Annotated in this window: 14 protein-coding genes; 12 read left to right on the forward strand and 2 right to left on the reverse strand. The window is 71.7% G+C overall.

Annotated elements, in window-relative coordinates:
- The first annotated feature begins 22 nt into the window (after window positions 1-22).
- The 4 genes from ACUKCB_RS04190 to ACUKCB_RS04205 all read left to right on the forward strand — a co-directional run bounded on the left by ACUKCB_RS04190 (window position 23) and on the right by ACUKCB_RS04205 (window position 5,198).
- Window positions 23-1,633, forward strand: a complete 1,611-nt coding sequence (locus tag ACUKCB_RS04190; RefSeq protein ID WP_473039136.1) for a sensor histidine kinase — start codon at window positions 23-25, stop codon at window positions 1,631-1,633.
- Window positions 1,633-2,436: a response regulator gene (locus tag ACUKCB_RS04195; protein ID WP_473039137.1), complete on the forward strand. Its 804-nt coding sequence runs from the start codon at window positions 1,633-1,635 to the stop codon at window positions 2,434-2,436. Before ACUKCB_RS04190 ends, ACUKCB_RS04195 begins: the two co-directional genes overlap by 1 nt.
- 250 nt (window positions 2,437-2,686) lie before the next feature.
- Complete coding sequence (locus tag ACUKCB_RS04200) at window positions 2,687-4,930, forward strand: anthranilate synthase component I (protein ID WP_473039138.1); 2,244 nt, start codon at window positions 2,687-2,689, stop codon at window positions 4,928-4,930.
- A gap of 127 nt (window positions 4,931-5,057) precedes the next feature.
- Window positions 5,058-5,198: a GPGG-motif small membrane protein gene (locus ACUKCB_RS04205; RefSeq protein ID WP_191271788.1), complete on the forward strand. Its 141-nt coding sequence runs from the start codon at window positions 5,058-5,060 to the stop codon at window positions 5,196-5,198.
- A gap of 131 nt (window positions 5,199-5,329) precedes the next feature.
- On the opposite strand, the gene ACUKCB_RS04210 is transcribed toward ACUKCB_RS04205, so the two are convergent.
- Both ACUKCB_RS04210 and ACUKCB_RS04215 read right to left on the reverse strand, forming a co-directional pair.
- On the reverse strand, window positions 5,330-5,773 hold the full coding sequence (locus ACUKCB_RS04210; RefSeq protein ID WP_473039139.1) for a GlcG/HbpS family heme-binding protein: 444 nt from the start codon (window positions 5,771-5,773) through the stop codon (window positions 5,330-5,332).
- Between the two features lie 222 nt (window positions 5,774-5,995).
- Complete coding sequence (locus ACUKCB_RS04215; RefSeq protein ID WP_473039140.1) at window positions 5,996-6,364, reverse strand: winged helix-turn-helix transcriptional regulator; 369 nt, start codon at window positions 6,362-6,364, stop codon at window positions 5,996-5,998.
- Window positions 6,365-6,478: 114 nt separating this feature from the next.
- Here ACUKCB_RS04215 and ACUKCB_RS04220 point away from each other — a divergent pair, with 114 nt between their 5' ends.
- The 8 genes from ACUKCB_RS04220 to ACUKCB_RS04255 all read left to right on the forward strand — a co-directional run bounded on the left by ACUKCB_RS04220 (window position 6,479) and on the right by ACUKCB_RS04255 (window position 15,859).
- Window positions 6,479-7,423, forward strand: a complete 945-nt coding sequence (locus tag ACUKCB_RS04220; protein ID WP_473039141.1) for an NADP-dependent oxidoreductase — start codon at window positions 6,479-6,481, stop codon at window positions 7,421-7,423.
- Between the two features lie 193 nt (window positions 7,424-7,616).
- The gene (gene thyX / locus ACUKCB_RS04225) at window positions 7,617-8,414 is read left to right on the forward strand and encodes an FAD-dependent thymidylate synthase (RefSeq protein WP_473039142.1); all 798 of its coding nucleotides are present in this window, start codon (window positions 7,617-7,619) and stop codon (window positions 8,412-8,414) included.
- Window positions 8,415-9,095: 681 nt separating this feature from the next.
- Window positions 9,096-9,968 carry a sigma-70 family RNA polymerase sigma factor gene (locus ACUKCB_RS04230; protein WP_473039143.1) on the forward strand — a complete coding sequence of 291 codons (873 nt, stop codon included), beginning with the start codon at window positions 9,096-9,098 and terminating at the stop codon, window positions 9,966-9,968.
- A 71-nt stretch (window positions 9,969-10,039) separates the two neighbouring features.
- Window positions 10,040-10,390, forward strand: coding sequence for a DoxX family protein (locus ACUKCB_RS04235; protein ID WP_473039144.1), 351 nt, complete (start codon window positions 10,040-10,042; stop codon window positions 10,388-10,390).
- Window positions 10,391-10,671: 281 nt separating this feature from the next.
- Window positions 10,672-11,634, forward strand: coding sequence for a PRC and DUF2382 domain-containing protein (locus ACUKCB_RS04240; RefSeq protein WP_473039145.1), 963 nt, complete (start codon window positions 10,672-10,674; stop codon window positions 11,632-11,634).
- Between the two features lie 297 nt (window positions 11,635-11,931).
- Entirely contained in the window at window positions 11,932-13,608 is a 1,677-nt protein-coding gene (locus ACUKCB_RS04245) for an RICIN domain-containing protein (RefSeq protein ID WP_473039146.1), read from the forward strand.
- 175 nt (window positions 13,609-13,783) lie between these two features.
- Entirely contained in the window at window positions 13,784-14,986 is a 1,203-nt protein-coding gene (locus tag ACUKCB_RS04250; RefSeq protein ID WP_473039147.1) for an amidohydrolase, read from the forward strand.
- A 381-nt stretch (window positions 14,987-15,367) separates the two neighbouring features.
- A complete protein-coding gene (locus ACUKCB_RS04255; protein WP_473039148.1) occupies window positions 15,368-15,859 on the forward strand; it encodes an SRPBCC family protein in 492 nt (163 codons plus the stop codon).
- Window positions 15,860-15,973: the final 114 nt, after the last annotated feature.

Raw genomic sequence — 15,973 nt, forward strand, 5'->3', positions numbered from 1 at the left:
GGGCCCCGGCAGGGGCCGGCCGATGAGGTTCGGAGCGCCGAGAACGACGCTGGCCGGGCAGTTCCTCGCGCTGCAGCTCGGCATCGTCGTCATCGTGCTGGTCATGGTCGCCGCCGTGTCCCTGGCCCAGTCCGACGCACGCCTGCGCCAGACCGAGAGCCGCCGGATGCTCTCGGTCGCCGAGAGCACCGCCGCACGTGACATCGTCCGCGCGGGGCTGCGGGTCGAGGGGAACCCGGAGGTCCTGGCGCCGACCGCCGAGAGCGTGCGCGTGCTCTCCAGTACCGACCACCTGATCGTCCACGACAGCGACGGGCGGGCCCTGACCCTGGACCCCGGCCCCGGTGACGGCGGGTCCCGGGCGGAGCCCGGCATCGCCCTGGCGCTCCAGGGCCGCGCCTGGACCGGGGTCACCGAGATCGACGGCAACCGCACCGTGGCCGCGGCCGTCCCGGTCATCGGCGAGGGCGGTGCCATCCTCGGCCTCGTCGTCGCGGGCGTGGACTACCCCGGCGCCGGTGAACTCCTCGTCCTGGCCACCCCCAACCTCCTGGTGTACCTGGGTATCGCCAGCGTGCTCGGCGTGGCCGGGTCCCTGCTGCTGTCCCGCCGGGTCAAACGCCAGACCCTGGGCCTGGAACCCGACCAGATCGCCCGGCTCGTGGAACACCGGGAGGCCATGCTGTACGGCATCAAGGAGGGCGTCCTGGGACTGAACGCCGAGCACCGGGTCACCCTGGCCAACGCCGCCGCCGTCCGCCTGCTCGGCCTGCCCCCCGACTGCGTCGGCTCCACCCTCGCCGACCTGGGGGTGGGCGGTGAACTGGAGGACGTCCTGCTGGGCCGGGTCCGGGGCCGCGACACCGTGGTGGCCCTGGGCGACCGGCTGGTCGCCCTCAACCGGATGCCCCTGGCCGCAGACGGAAGCCCCGCAGGATCCGTGACCACCATGCGCGACCGCACCGACCTGGTCGAACTCCAGCACGAACTGGACACCAGCAAGACCACCACCGAGACCCTGCGCGCCCAGGCCCACGAGTTCAGCAACCGACTGCACGTCATCTCCGGGCTGCTGGAGCTGCGCGAGTACGGTGAGGCCGCCAAGTACGTCAGCCAGGTCGGCGGCGCCCGGGCCCAGCTCAGCGCCGACATCACCGGTCGGGTCAACGACCCCTCGCTGGCCGCGTTGCTCATCGCCAAGACCAGCCTGGCCGACGAGCAGCGCACCCGGCTGCGGATCTGTCCGCGGACCCGGCTGGAGCCGGTCTCGGAGGAGCTGTCCGACGACCTGGTCACGGTCGTGGCCAACCTGGTCGACAACGCCCTGGACGCCGTCGCCCCGACCGCCGGCGGCGCCGAACGCCCCTGGGTGGAGGTCGGGGTCGTCGGCGGTGGCAGTGCCCCGGTCCACGTGAGCGTCAGCGACTCCGGACCCGGTGTGCCCAGCGAACTCGCCGGCGAGGTCTTCCAACACGGCTACACGACCAAGGACGAAGCCGGGCGCAAGCGCGGCCTGGGGCTGGCCATCGTCGGCCTGGTCTGTGCGCGCCGCGGCGGAACGGCGACCGTCGCCGGTTCGCGGTTCACCGCCGTCCTGTACGAGACCCCGCCCGATCCCGAAGGGGAGAACTGATGCCCACCACTCCTGGCAGCCCACGACCGCAGCACACCGTCAGGCACACGTCGAACGCGCCGGATGCGACATCCGAGGACACGGCTGCTCAGGTCAGGACGCTCATCGTCGATGACGACTTCATGGTGGCGCGGGTCCACCGGGGCTTGGTGGAGCGGGTGCCCGGCTTCACCGTCGTCGGCGAGGCCGGGACCGGAGCCGAGGCCCTGGAGATGGTCGCGCGATCACGCCCGGACCTGGTCCTGCTCGACATCTACCTGCCCGACATGAACGGGATCGAGGTGCTGCGCGCACTGCGCGCGTCCGGCGGCGAGGACCTGCCCGAGGTGGACGCGCTGGTCATCACGGCGGCCCGGGACAGCGCGACCGTCCGGCACGCGCTGCGCGGCGGGGCGGTGCAGTACCTGATCAAACCCTTCGAGCCCGCGCTCCTGACCGAGCGGCTGCGCGACTACGCGCGGCTGCGCCGTGACCTGGCGGCCGGGGACGCCGCCGACCAGGACGCCGTCGACCGGGCCTTCGGCGCGGCCCGGCCGGTGAACCGCCCCGCCAAGGTGATGCCCAAGGGGCTGACCAGCCCGACCGCCGAGCTCGTGGAGCGGGCGCTGCGCGAGCATGCCGCCCGGAGCGGGGAAGCGGGCACCGAGGACCTGTCGGCGACCGAGTGCGCCGCCGCCACCGGCATCTCCCGGGTCAGCGCCCGCCGCTACCTGGAGTACTTCGCCGACTCCGGCCGCGTCGAGGTCCGGCTGCGCTACGGCACGGCCGGACGGCCCGAACGCCGTTACCGCTGGTCGGGGTGAACCGGGGACCGAACCGGGGTCGCAGCCGCACCGGAACCGGTGCGGCGGTGGCCCCGGCCCGCCGCAGCCGCTACACTCGGGCCCATGCGAACCGACACGACCGCCCAGGCCCAGTGGTGGCGCCGCTCCTGAGCGGCGCAGGTTCGTAGTACCCGAAAACAGCGACCGCCCCGGACCGGCGGTCGTTTCCTGTTTGGCGGCCCCGGCCGGTGACGACCACCCCGACCGCAGAGCGCCAAAAGGACCGGCCGTGAACCCCAGCGACGCACAGACCACCACGTACCGCACCCCGAGCGGCGTGACCGTTCACCGCAACGCCACCCCCTGCGACCCCGAGGTCCTCACCGACCTCGTCAGTTCGGTCGAGTACCGGCGCGGCGGTGTGCTCTCCTCGGGGATGGAGTATCCCGGCCGCTACGACCGCTGGCACCTGGGGTACGTCGACCCCTGCCTGGAGGTCAGTACCCGGGGCCGCAGGGTCACCGCCACCGCGCTCAACGCCCGCGGGCGGGTCCTGCTCCCCGTGCTCGCCGGAGCCCTCGATGACGTGCCCGGGGCCGCCGACCGCGAGCAGGGCGCCGACCACGTCGCGATCACCGTTCCCGAACCCGACCCGGACGCCTTCTTCACCGAGGAGGAGCGCAGCCGCCGCCCCAGCGTCTTCACCGCCCTGCGCTCGGTCGTCGCGGCCCTGCGCAGCCCCGAGGACACCAACCTGGGCCTCTACGGGGCCTTCGGCTACGACCTCGCCTTCCAGTTCGAGCCGGTCCAGCGGCACATCGACCGCGACCCCGCCGACCGGGACATGGTCCTGCACCTGCCCGACGCCATCGTCGTCCGCGACCGCAAGCGCGAGACCTGCGTGCGCTACACCTACGAGTTCACCGTCCCCGCCGACGGCGACCGGCCCGAGGCCACCACCGAGGGCCTGCCCCGACAGAGCGAACCCACGCCGCCGGTGGTCGACGCCGAGGTCCCGCCCGGCCCCCAGCCCGGTTCCTACGCCGGGATCGTCGCCGAGGCCAAGAAGAAGTTCCGCCGCGGCGACCTGTTCGAGGTCGTGCCCGGGCACCGCACCTACGCGCGCTGCTCCTCACCCGCCCGCTTCTACGAGCTGCTGCGCGAACGCAACCCCGCACCCTACGAGTTCTTCTTCAACCTGGGGGAGGGCGAGTACCTCGTCGGCGCCTCCCCGGAGATGTTCGTGCGGGTCAGCGGCGAACCCGGTACCGGTCAGCGGGTCGAGACCTGCCCCATCTCCGGCACCATCCGCCGCGGCGAGGACGCGCTCGGGGACGCGGAGAACATCCAGGAACTGCTCTCCTCGGTGAAGGAGAAGTCCGAGCTCACCATGTGCACGGACGTGGACCGCAACGACAAGTCGCGCGTGTGCGAACCCGGCAGCGTCAAGGTGATCGGCCGCAGGCAGATCGAGATGTACTCGCGCCTGATCCACACCGTCGACCACATCGAGGGCACCCTGCGCCGCGACTTCGACGCCCTGGACGCCTTCCTCACCCACATGTGGGCGGTCACCGTCACCGGAGCCCCCAAGACCTGGGCGATGCGTTTCATCGAACAGCACGAGACCAGCCCCCGCCGCTGGTACGGCGGTGCCGTCGGGGTGATCAACTTCGACGGTTCCATGAACACCGGCCTGACCCTGCGCACCGCCCACATCCGCGACGGGGTGGCCGCGGTGCGTGTGGGTGCGACCCTGCTCTATGACTCCGACCCCGAAGCCGAGGAGAGGGAGACCTTCCTCAAGGCCCGCGCCCTGCTGGAGACCCTCGCCCTGGGCGAGGAGGCCGCGCGTGCCGAGGCGGGCGGGGCAGACCAGGAGGCCGACGGACCCGTCGCCCAGGCCGCCCCGGTGCCCGCCGGACTTCCCGGTGAGGGCATGCGGGTCCTGCTGGTCGACCACGAGGACTCCTTCGTCAACACCCTCGCCGACTACGTGCGCCGTCACGGGGCGCAGGTCACCACGGTCCGCTACGGGTTCGACCCCGAACTGCTGGACCGGCTCGCCCCCGACCTGGTGGTGCTCTCGCCCGGCCCCGGCCTGCCGGTCGACTTCGCCATGTCGGACCTGCTGGACGCCCTGGCCGCCCGCCGCCTGCCGGTGTTCGGGGTGTGCCTGGGGCTGCAGGGCATGGTCGAGCACGCGGGGGGAGAGCTGCGCACCCTCGACGAGCCGGTGCACGGCAAGCCCGGCCGGGTCCGGGTCCTGGGCGGTCGGCTGCTGTCGGGCACGGGTGAGGACGGCGTCTTCCCCGCGGCCCGCTACCACTCCACCTACAGCACCCGTGACCTGGTGAAGAACTTCGAGGTCACCGCCGTGTTGGAGGACGGAGCCGGCCAGGAGCCCCTGGTGATGGCGATCGAGGATCCGGTCGCGCGTTGGTACGCGGTGCAGTTCCATCCCGAGTCGATCCTCACCGCCGGCGTCGGGGAGGGCATCGTCTCCCGGGTCCTGGAGCTCGCCCGAGGCTGATACTGATGATCCACATGTGAAAGATTTGTCGCGTGTGGACCGCCTTTCACCTGCAGGGGAGGCATTCACGTCCGCAACCTTGCCGTTAACTAAGTTTGATCAACCTGTTAGCGGACAGGGGTTGCGTATGGGTATTTTGCTAACGATCCTCGGAATCATTCTCATTGTCGGCGGCGTTCTCGGTGTGCTGCGCGGGCAGCTCCTGTGGGGCATCATCGCCATCGTCGTCGGCCTCTTCGTCGCCCCCGGCTACTTCTACGGCCTCTAGGCCGTCCCGGGCGAGTAAGGGAAGAATTCCGACTGCCGCCCCCGCCTCCTCGGGCGGGGGCTCCGCGGCAGGGGCCCCGGCATCCGGGCGTGCGGCGCTGAGCGCCCGCCCGGGCGCCGGGGCGTCGTCCGTCAGACGGTCTCCTCGGCTCCGGTCTCGGAGCGCAGCCCCACGGACTCGATGCCCGCCAGGAGGGCGAGTTCGTCGTTGGCCGAGGTGTCTCCGGTGGCCCCGCAGGCACCCAGTAGAGCGCCCTGCCCGTCCCGGACGAAAACACCGCCGGGGACGCTGAGCACTCGGCCCTGGGCCAGAGCGGTGAGCGAGGCGAAGAACTCCGGAGAGGATTCCGCACGGGCGGCGATCGCCCGGTTGTTCATCCCGAGCCCGAGCACGCCCCAGGCCTTGGCCACGGCGAGGTCAGGTCGGAGCAGACCCGAGCCGTCCTGGCGGGCCAGGGCCACGAGGACACCGCCCGGGTCCAGGACGGCGATGGTCAGCGGCTTCAGGCCGTTGGCGGCCGCGTATTTCCCGGCCCCGTCGATCAGTCCCTGAGCCTGCTCCAAAGTAATGGCCACCAGGCGCGTTCCCTTCGTTCGGGTCCCCCGAGGGGGAGACGTCGGAGTCGTGCCGTTCACAGAGGTTGGTGATGCGTACCACACGAGGCTAATGCGGGCCGAACCGGGATTGAATGTGGGAATGCGCCGGATTCCCCGGCCTGGAAGAACCAGGAGTTCGTGGAAAGCTCCATGCCCAACGGTGGGATCGAAAACAGCGACGGCGGCCTCCGGGGGCGGGTCCTACCGTGGGTTCAGCGCGCGCACGGGCTCGGCCGCACGCGCGTCGTAGCGCTCACGCGCTTCGCTGATCTCCTCCCCGTGCTTCTCGGCCCACACCCGGAAGGCCTCCATGAGCACGACCAGGTCCTGCCCCAGGGGGGTCAGGGAGTACTCCACCTGCGGCGGGGTGGTGGGGAACACCTGGCGGTCCACCAGGCCGGCGCGCTCCAGGTCGCGCAGGGTCCGGGTGAGCATCTTCTGCGTGATGCCGTCGAGGCGGCGGCGCAGCACCCCGAAGCGCATCGGTCCGTTCGGGAGTGCGCCCATGACCAGGCACACCCACTTGCTGGCCAGCAGGTCGAGAACGTCACGGGAGACACAGTTGCGCAAGTAGGCATCTGCTCCGCCATGTTCTTGCAGTTCAGGAGTGGTATACACGGGGTACCTACCATACTTTAAAGTGCCTTCTATACAACGGATACCTTATCCGGAAGGCTCTGGGACATGACAGAGCAGATGAGAATCGTTCAGCAGCGGACACTGGGTGGCCCCGAGGTCCTGGAGGTCGACCGGGTGCCCGTCCCCGACCTGGGCGCCACCCGGATCCTGGTGCGCGTGCACGCCGCGGGGGTCAACCCGGTCGACTGGAAGCTCCGGCAGCACGGGTACTGGCTCACGCCCCCCTTCTCCCAGGGGTTCGACGTCTCTGGGGTGGTCGTGGCCGTCTCGCAGGGGTCGAGCCGGTTCGCGGTCGGTGACGAGGTCTACGGGATGCCGAACTACCCCGACGCGCCCGACGCCTACGCCGACTACGTGGCCGCTCCGGCCCGGCGCTTCTCCCGCAAACCCGCGGGGATCGACCATGCCCATGCCGCCGCCCTGCCGCTGGCCTCGCTCACCGCGTGGCAGGCGCTGGTCGACACCGCCGGGGTTCAGGAGGGCCAGCGCGTCCTGGTGCACGCCGCCGCGGGCGGGGTGGGCCACCTGGCCGTGCAGATCGCCAAGGCCAGGGGCGCCCATGTCATCGGCACAGCCAGCGCAGCCAAACACCAGATGCTGCGTGAACTCGGCGCCGACGAACTGGTCGACTACACCTCCGTCGACTTCACCGAGACGGTCGGTGACGTCGACGTGGTGCTCGACGGCATCGGCGGTGACTACCTGCAGCGGTCGCTGCGCGTCCTGCGGCCGGACGGGTTGTACATCGGGGTGTCCAACCCCCTCGAAGAGGAGGTGATCGTCGAGGCCGCCGCCGCGGCGGGCGTCCGCGGCGCCACCGTCTGCGTCGAGCCCGACCACACCCAGTGGGACGAGATCACCGCCCTGGTGGAGGCGGGCAAACTGCGCCCCGTCGTGAGCGGGACCTTCCCGTTGGAGGAGGCCGCCAAGGCACACGAGCACAGCCAGACCGGACGCACCGCAGGCAAGGTCGTCCTCACCCTGACCTGACTCCGGAGCCCCGCACGGCCCGCCGCACCGGCGGGCCGTGCGGCGGACCGGATGCCGTGAACGTGTGCCGATGGGGCGTGTACCCTCGTGGGAGGTCAATCGGCCCAGCCCCACACACGCTCCCGTGCCCTGGAAAAACCTGGTCATGGCCCTGACGCGTGCCCCGGGGCGGGGAGTTGCTAGGAGAGGTGCCGTGAAGAAGGTCGAGCCCCAGGTCCGCCTGGTTGCACGTCCGCAGGTGGACTACGACGCGATCACCGACTACCTCAAGGAGGTCGGTGGCGAGGCGTGGCTGGAGCGGTTCGACCGGGGGGAGCTCGACGCCCACCTCAACGACCCCCAGAACCTCGCCGAGTTCGCCGGGCGCCTGTGCTACCGCTCCTGGGAGCCGGGACTGAACCCCAACGTCACCCGGGTGCGCAAGGACCAGGACCAGTACCTGGGCAACCTGCTGGCCAGCCTGCACGGCTCGGTGCTGGAGCACATCAGCTTCAGCTTCGTGCTGCACAACGTCTCGCGGGTGCTCACCCACGAGCTCATCCGGCACCGGCCCGGCGTGGCCGTCTCGCAGGAGTCGCTGCGCTTCGTACGCCTGACCGACCTGCCGTTCTGGTTCCCGGACTGGGCCGAGGAGGACCCGGAGCTGATGGAGCGCGCCACCGCGATGCTCCAGCAGATGGAGGAGTTCCAGTTCTGGATGGCCGAGCACTTCGGGCTCGACGACGAGGGCGTGAAGTTCGCGGAGAAGAAGCACAAGACCTCCTTCATGCGCCGCTTCGCCCCCGAGGGCGTGGCCACCGGCCTGGTGTGGACCGCCAACGTGCGCACCCTGCGCCACACCCTGGAGGCCCGCACCGCTCCCGGTGCGGAGGAGGAGATTCGTCTCCTGTTCAACCTCATCGGCGAGGCGCTGAAGGAGGAGGCCCCCGCGCTCTTCGGCGACTACGCCGTCGAGGACGGCGCCTGGGTGCCGCAGCACCGCAAGGTCTGATCCCGAAACGCTGGACCGAATACGACGGCGCCCGTCCCGGACTCCCCGGGGCGGGCGCCGCCTGCTTTCACCACTTTTCCTTGTCGGTAGGGGCTGCTGAGCGAAAAGCTCCTTCTCCCTGTCCCAGAGGCCTGTCTTCGACGTCTTCCGGCAGTCGCGGGAACTTTGGGTGTACAGCTCCCTGGCGCAGTGGTGGGAAATGGTCCTGCTGGAGTCGGAGCGCTGGCAGCTTGAATGGCCAGGTGAGCGGAAACGGGGGACGCTGCAGCCGGGGGCTGCGGCGTTCCACCGCTCTTGGGTGAGTGAGCGCTACATCAGGCCCGGGACGCACCCGAGGGCCACGATCGGCCGCTGAGGGGCCAGCCCCGAGCCCGCGGTGCCCGAAACCTGTTCAGCAGGGTGTCCGCTGCTTCCGAAACCCACTAATCCACGGTGATCTTGCTACCAGGGGCAACTTCGGCGCCGAAGTTGCCCCTGGTAGCAAGATCACCGTGAAAAAGGGGTCTGAACCCGACCGGGCGGACAGAAGGGCAGCAGAGGACCTGGGCCACAGGTGTCAACCACACCGAAGCAACATCAGGCTGCCCCTCGGTGAACATCGGCGGCGTCACCTTTCGGGTCGCCCGTGCGTCGTGTGAGTGAACACCCACAGCACCTGAAGCCGCGCGGAGAGATCACCCGATGGACAGCAGCGCGGACCGCACAGCGGTCTTCCACCACCAACGACCACACCTGCTCGCGGTGGCGTTCCGCATCCTGGGGTCGGACGCCGACGCCCAGGACGCGGTACAGGAGGCCTGGCTCAGGTACGCGCGCGCCGACGTCGCAGGTATCCGCAACGTACCGGCCTGGTTGACGACCGTCGTGACGCGGTTGTGCCTGGACTTCCTGCGCCGGGCCCGGGAATGTCCCCGGGAACCGGAGGAGCTGGACCTGGAGCCCGCGGACGCCGATGGCGGCCCGGAGGAGGTCGCGCTCCTGGCCGGTGAACTGACCGAGGCCTTCACGGTCGTCCTCGGCGAGCTGACGCCGTCACAACGCGTCGCACTCGTCCTCCATGACGTGTTCGGGGTGCCCTTCGAGGAGGTCGCGTACGTCCTGGGCACGACCCCCGGAGCGGCCAGGAAGCTGGCCAGCCGGGCACGGGGGTGCGTGCGCCGAACGGCGCCGACCGGTCCCGGCGGGGGCTCCGGTTCTGCCGGTGCCCGTCAGGTGGCGGACGCCTTCCTGAGGGCGGCCCGCCAAGGGGACGTCGACGCTCTTCTCAGGCTCCTCGCCCCGGGCGTGACGAGAACGGCCGACCCGCACGTCCTACCTCCCGGCTCGGCCCAGCGGTTGGTGGGCGCACGGGCCGTCATCCGGGAGACCCGGCTGCTGAGGGCCGACGCCCGGCGAGCCCGGGCGGCCACGATCGACGGCCGGCCGGGCATCGTGGTCCGATCCGCCCGGGAGCTCCGGGCCGCTCTGGTCCTGCACGTCGAGGGCGGGCGCATCGTCCACTACGACGTGATCGCTGACCCGCGTCGGCTCGCCCTCCTGCGCCTCGGCCCCTGACCGGTGACCGTACGCGGTCCTCAGTGCGCGGGCCGCCCATAACGCCCCCGACGAGAAAACCGGAGCTCCCCGTGTCCCTTGCCTACGCCGTCGTCACCGCCATCACGATCCTGGCCAACGCCGCCATCGCCGTCGCCGACCTGGCGAAGGCCGACTTCGTCCTCGCCAACTCCGCCGAGGTGGGTGTGCCGCGAACGTGGCTGCCGTACCTGGCCGCGCTGAAGGCCGCGGGTGCGGCCGGTCTCCTCCTGGGCCTGCTCGGGGCGCCCGCCCTCGGCATCGCCGCGGCGGTGGGACTCGTGGCCTTCTACACGGGTGCCGTCATCGCCCACATACGGGCCCGTGTCCTCCACAACCTCGCGTTCCCGGGCGCCTACCTCGCGCTGGCCGCCGCCTCACTGGCGCTCGCCGTCGCGCACTGACACAGGACCGCTGGCGGCACCTTTCCACGGGGAGGCCGCCCGTCTCCGTTCCAGGGCCGGTCAGGGGGGTGCGGCGAGGCCCCCGGAGCCAACTCAGGACAGGGACGGGGCGTGCGGACACCAAGGGAAAACGCTCTACGCCACCTGCGGTTCCATGACCGGTACTTCCTTGGCCACGGACCGGTCGGGGCGCTCGTACGCGGGGTGGGACCGGGTAGGGGCCGGGGGTGATCGGGGAATGGAACGTCCCCGACTCCGAGAGCTCAGGAAGGGGATGTCCCGTGACAGGTGAACTCGTACCCGAGAACCTCGTCGGCCACCGTGTGCTCGACACCGAGGGCAACAACGTGGGGAAGATCAACCAGGTGTTCCTCGACGACAGGACGGGGGAACCGAGCTGGGTGTCGGTCCACACGGGCCTGTTCGGCATGAAGGAGACCCTCGTCCCGCTCCAGGGCGCGCGCCCGGTGGAGGAGGACATCCAGGTCCCCTACGACAAGGCGACCGTCAAGGACGCACCGAACGTCGACGCCGACCGCCACGTCTCTCCGGAGGACGAGGCGCTCGTCCGGGACTACTTCGCTCAGCACGGGGGAGTGCCCCGGCAGGCCAGGGGAGACTCCGGGACGGCCGGAACCGGCACGGAGACCGGGACCGGGCCGGTCGGCGGCGCCGCGGGGACGCCGATGCCCGAGGGCCACGGCCAGTTCGCGGACCGGCGCGAGGGCAGGGGTGACGAGCCCGACGCCGGTCGGGCCGAAACCACGCCCGGGGCTGCCGTCGGGGACGCCGACGACCCGCTCGCCGCGCCCGCGGAACGCCGCAGTGACGAGCGCCTGGGCCGGCCGGGCGCCCCGGACGACGAGGACGTCTCGGTCATCCGCCACGAGGAGCAGGTGGACATCGGCGTCGAGCGGCGTGAGGGCGGGCACGCGCGGATGCGCAAGCACGTCGACACCGAGCGCTTCGACGAGACCGTCCCGCTGCACCACGACGAGCTGGAGGTGGAGCGTCGGCCGATCACCGACCCCTCCCAGGTCTCGGACACCGGGACCATGGAGGAGGGCGAGGAGACCTTCACCCTCTACGAGGAGCGCCCGGTCGTCTCCAAGGAGGAGGTCCCGGTCGAGGAGATCCACGTGCGCAAGCGCGACGTCGCCCGTGAGGAGCACGTCGAGGGCGAACGCCGCAGGGAGCGGGTCGAGTTCGAGGACGACGAGGGGGAGGAGCCGCCCAGGTACTGACCTGAGCCGTGGTGAACGCGGCCGGCCTCCGGACATCGGGTGGTCCCTCCGGACGGGAGGGGCCACCCGTTCTTTTCGGCGTTACCTCGGTTCGTCGGCCCGGCGGCCGCCGCGGCCCCTGACGCGGTCCCCGACGCGTCGCGGGCCGACCCGGCCGATTTCGGTCGCTTTCCAGCAGGAATATCGGGAATGCGCTTTCCGTGCTAGTTTCTGTCACTCCACGTGTTCCGAGCGTGCCTCCCAGTGCGCTCACCCCCCTCCGGACACCGTTCCGGAGCCCGCTGACATGGAGCAGACATGACAGAAAAGACCCCCTCGAGGAGGGCGAACAGGCGGCGCCGCCCGCCGTGGATCGCGGCGGCCGCAGCCGCGACCACCCTGGCCGCCGCGGCAGCCCTGGTCCTCAACCCGGTCGGTGACCGGAGCGGTCAGGAACTGCAGAGCGGTAGCGAACCCCTGTTCACGGCCGCCGACATTTCCCCGGACGCCGAGTACGTCCTGGTCAACCAGCACAGCGGTCTGGTCGCCGACGTCAACGGCGGCTCGCTCGACAGTGGTGCGGAACTCATCCAGTGGGAGCGCACCGACCGTCCCTGGCAGCGGTTCCGCTTCGTCCCGGGCGGGGACGGCTTCTTCAGCCTCGTCAACGTGCACAGCGGCATGGCCGTGGACGTGTGGGAACGCTCCACCGAGGACGGGGCGCAGATCCGCCAGTACGAGCCCAACGGCGGACACCACCAGCAGTGGGAACCCGTCGACAGCGCCGCAGGCGTGTCCCTGGTCAACCGGCACAGCGGTAAGGCGCTGGAGGTGTGGGACTGGAGCGAGGAGCCCGGCGGACGCCTGTCCCAGTTCGACCACCACGGCGGCGACAGCCAGGTCTGGTCCGTGGTCCGCGTCGACGAGGGGGACGGGGCGGCCGACTGCGGTGCGGGCGACGCCCACGCCGAGGCCGTCCTCGACGGCTCCACGTGGACCTCGCGCGCCGGGGACGGTGTCCTCTACGAGGGCGGCGACATGCTCCAGGCGATGCGCGCGGCCGTGGGCGGCCTCACCCCGGGTCGCACGTCCCAGGAGCGGGTCGTCGTCCGGGGGACGGGCACGGTTCCGGCCGACGCCTCGCTCGACCTGCCCAGCCACACCTCGCTGGAGGTGTGCGGCACCATCGACGTGACCGGTGAACCCGGTGCGGGGCACGCCCCGGTCCGGATCCGCCACGCGGAGGACGTGTCGATTCCGCATCTGACCCTGACCGGCCACCCGTACTTCGGGGTGTACGTGCGCACCTCCCAGAACGTCCACCTGGGACAGCTCGACCTGCGCCTGTCCGGCGGCCTCGGCGTGCGGATCGACAGCCGCGACGACGACTCGGTCCGCCAGGCGAGGGACATCCGCGTCGACGACGTCTTCGTCTCCGGGACCGGGAGCCACGGCGTGGAGACCTACGGTGTGGACGGGCTGACCATCGGTACCGTCACGGCGCGGGACACCGGCTACTCGGGCCTGCTGCTCAACGACACCGTCAACGCCGACGTCGGCCTGGTCGACGCCGAGGGCGCGGGGACCGGCACCGGGTACGCGGCGTTCCGGATGGCCAACCGCAACGGCCGCGTCGGAGACGGGTACCCCGACAACATCCGGGTCGGCGAGGTCCGGGCGCGCGGCGGCGGCCGCGGGATCTTCTGCGTGTCCGAAAGCGGCGGTGCCGTGATCGAGCGCGTGGACATCTCCGGAACCGGCAACAACGCCGTACTCGTCGAGAACTGCTACAACGTCACCCTCGCCGAGCAGAGCGGTACGGTCGCCGGGCCGGGCGGTATCCGGATCGCCGCCCGCTCGGAGTTCCCCAACTCCCGCGACATCACCTTCGCCAACCTGACGCTGGTGGACACCGAGCTCCGTGAGGACCCGTGCGGGGTGAACACGGTCGTCCGTGACATCACCTGGCAGAACAGTCGGGACGACACCTGCTGACACCCGGGGCCGGGTACGGCTGAGCACGGCCCGCCCCCCGCTGCACCGCACACCGGGTGGCCCTCCGCCGGAGGGCCACCCGGCTCCGTCCGCGGCGGTGTCGGGCGTACGATGCCCCGCGTGTCGCGCCCCAGGGCCGCGGCCGTCCCCGAACACGGACCTGAAAGGCCGGGCCATGACCGACCAGCCCCGTACGACGATCTTCCGCGACCTGCGCCCGATGGGCGGTGCCGCCGTCGACCTCGTGGTGTCCGACGGCCTCGTCGCCGGGTCGGGGCCCCGCGGGGGCGCCGTCTCCGACGGTACGGAGCACACCGTCGACTGCGGGGGGCGTATCGCCCTGCCCACCCTGGTCGACGCGCACATCCACCCGGACAAGACCACCTGGGGCGAGCCCTGGCACTCCCGCCGTCCCGCCCGGGGCATCGCCGAACTGGGCGCACAGGACGCCGAACTCTTCCGGTCCCTGCCCACCCCGGTCGCGGTCCGGGCCGAGCGGCTCATGGCCCACGCCGTCACCCGTGGCACGCGGGCCATGCGCGCCCACGCCGACGTCGCCCCCGTCTTCGGGCTGGAGGGGCTGGAGGGCGTCCGCCGTGCCGCCGACCGGCTCTCCCACGCCCTGGACGTACGGACCGTCGCCTTCCCCCAGCACGGTGTCCGCCGTTCACCTGGGACCGACTCCCTGCTGGAGGAGGCCGTCCGCACCGGCGCGGCCGACCTGGTCGGAGGGATCGACCCGGAGGGGTTCGACGGGGACCCCGAGGGCCAACTCGACCTCGTCTTCGGTATCGCCGACCGGCACCGGGTCGGTGTGGACATCCACCTGCACGATGACGGCCCCGTGGGTGCGCGGACGCTGTGGTCGGTCGTCGAGCGCACCCGTGCCCTGGACATGGGCGGCAACGTGACGGTCAGCCACGCCTTCGGGGTGGCCGGCGCGGGTGGGGAGTTCGACGCCCTGGCCGCAGCCCTCGGCGAGGCCGGAATCGCGCTGACCACCGTCGCCCCGGACCCGGCTCGGGTCCTGCCCCTCGCCCGGTTGCGCGCCCACGGGGTCAGGGTCGGGGTGGGATCCGACGGTGTCCGGGACTCCTGGAGCCCCTTCGGTGACGCCGACATGCTCCACCGGGCCCACCTGCTGGCCAGGGCCCTGCGCGCCCGTCTGGACGAGGACCTGGCGGAGGCCTACCTCACGGCCGCGCACACCGGCGCCGAACTGGTCGGACTGCCTGTCGCCGACCTCTCTCCGGGCACACCCGCGGACTTCCTCCTGGTGGAGGGCGAGTGCCTGCCCCAGGTCGTGGTGGACGTGCCGCAGCGCCACGCGGTCGTCCGCGCGGGCAGGGTCGTCGCCCGGCAGGGGCGCCTGGTCTGAGCGTCGGACGGCCGCAGCTCCCGGCGGTGCCCGAACGCGGGGAGGGGCCTATCCGGTGCCTTTCCGGCCCGTCCGGGCACGGGGTCTCCGACCAGAAGAAATCTGAAAGCCTTGCGCACTAGGTTTCTGGGGGTGGAGGAACGCTGCGGACCGGTGGCGGCACCGGGGACAGCAGTGGACAGGTACGCCCGGGACCTGCCACCCGGGAGCGCGGGCCGGTCAGGACGGGACCGGCCCACCCGCGCCGAGGCGGTCAGGACGGGACCGCCGGTGTATCGGGGCGGCGGTCGGTGGGAGAGCGCCGACCGCCGCCCCGCCCCCGTTCGTCACGGCAGCGGTCTACCCTCCTCGTGCAGGCAGACGAGAGGACGGGTGGTTCGCATGGGTCGGAGGCAGGAACGCGTCGACCGGGGTGAGCGGGTCGTGGCGGTACCGGCGGCGGTGCTCTACCGCGCGATGACCGAACAGGGCAGTCTGGAGGCCTGGCTGCCCCCCGAGGGCATGACCGGCCGGGTCGAGCGCTTCGATCCGCGGCCCGGCGGCGGGTTCCGCATGGTCCTGACCTACCTCGACGCGGGTGCCGGGCAGGGCAAGACCTCGGACTCGACCGACGTCACCGAGGTCGAGTTCTTGGAACTGGTGCCCGAGGAGCGGGTCGTGCAGCGTGTCGTCTTCGACTCCGGGGAGCCCGACTTCTCCGGGGCGATGACGATGACCTGGCGGCTCACGCCGGTCCCGGAAGGAACCCGGGTGACCGTCGAGGCGACCGGGGTGCCCCCGGGCATCAGCCCCGGTGACCACGCCGCGGGGCTCGCCTCCTCGCTGGCCAACCTCGCGGCCCACGTCGAACCCGGGCGCCCCGGCAGGGCCTGACCCCGCCGTGCCCGGCGCCCGCCCCTCCCGACTCCCATTCCATCGGCGACCCCGGCGACCCCGGCGACCCCGGCGACCCCCGCGACCCCGGCGGCCGGGGCAGGGGCACCGCGC

The sequence above is a fragment of the Nocardiopsis moroccensis genome, assembly GCF_055763695.1.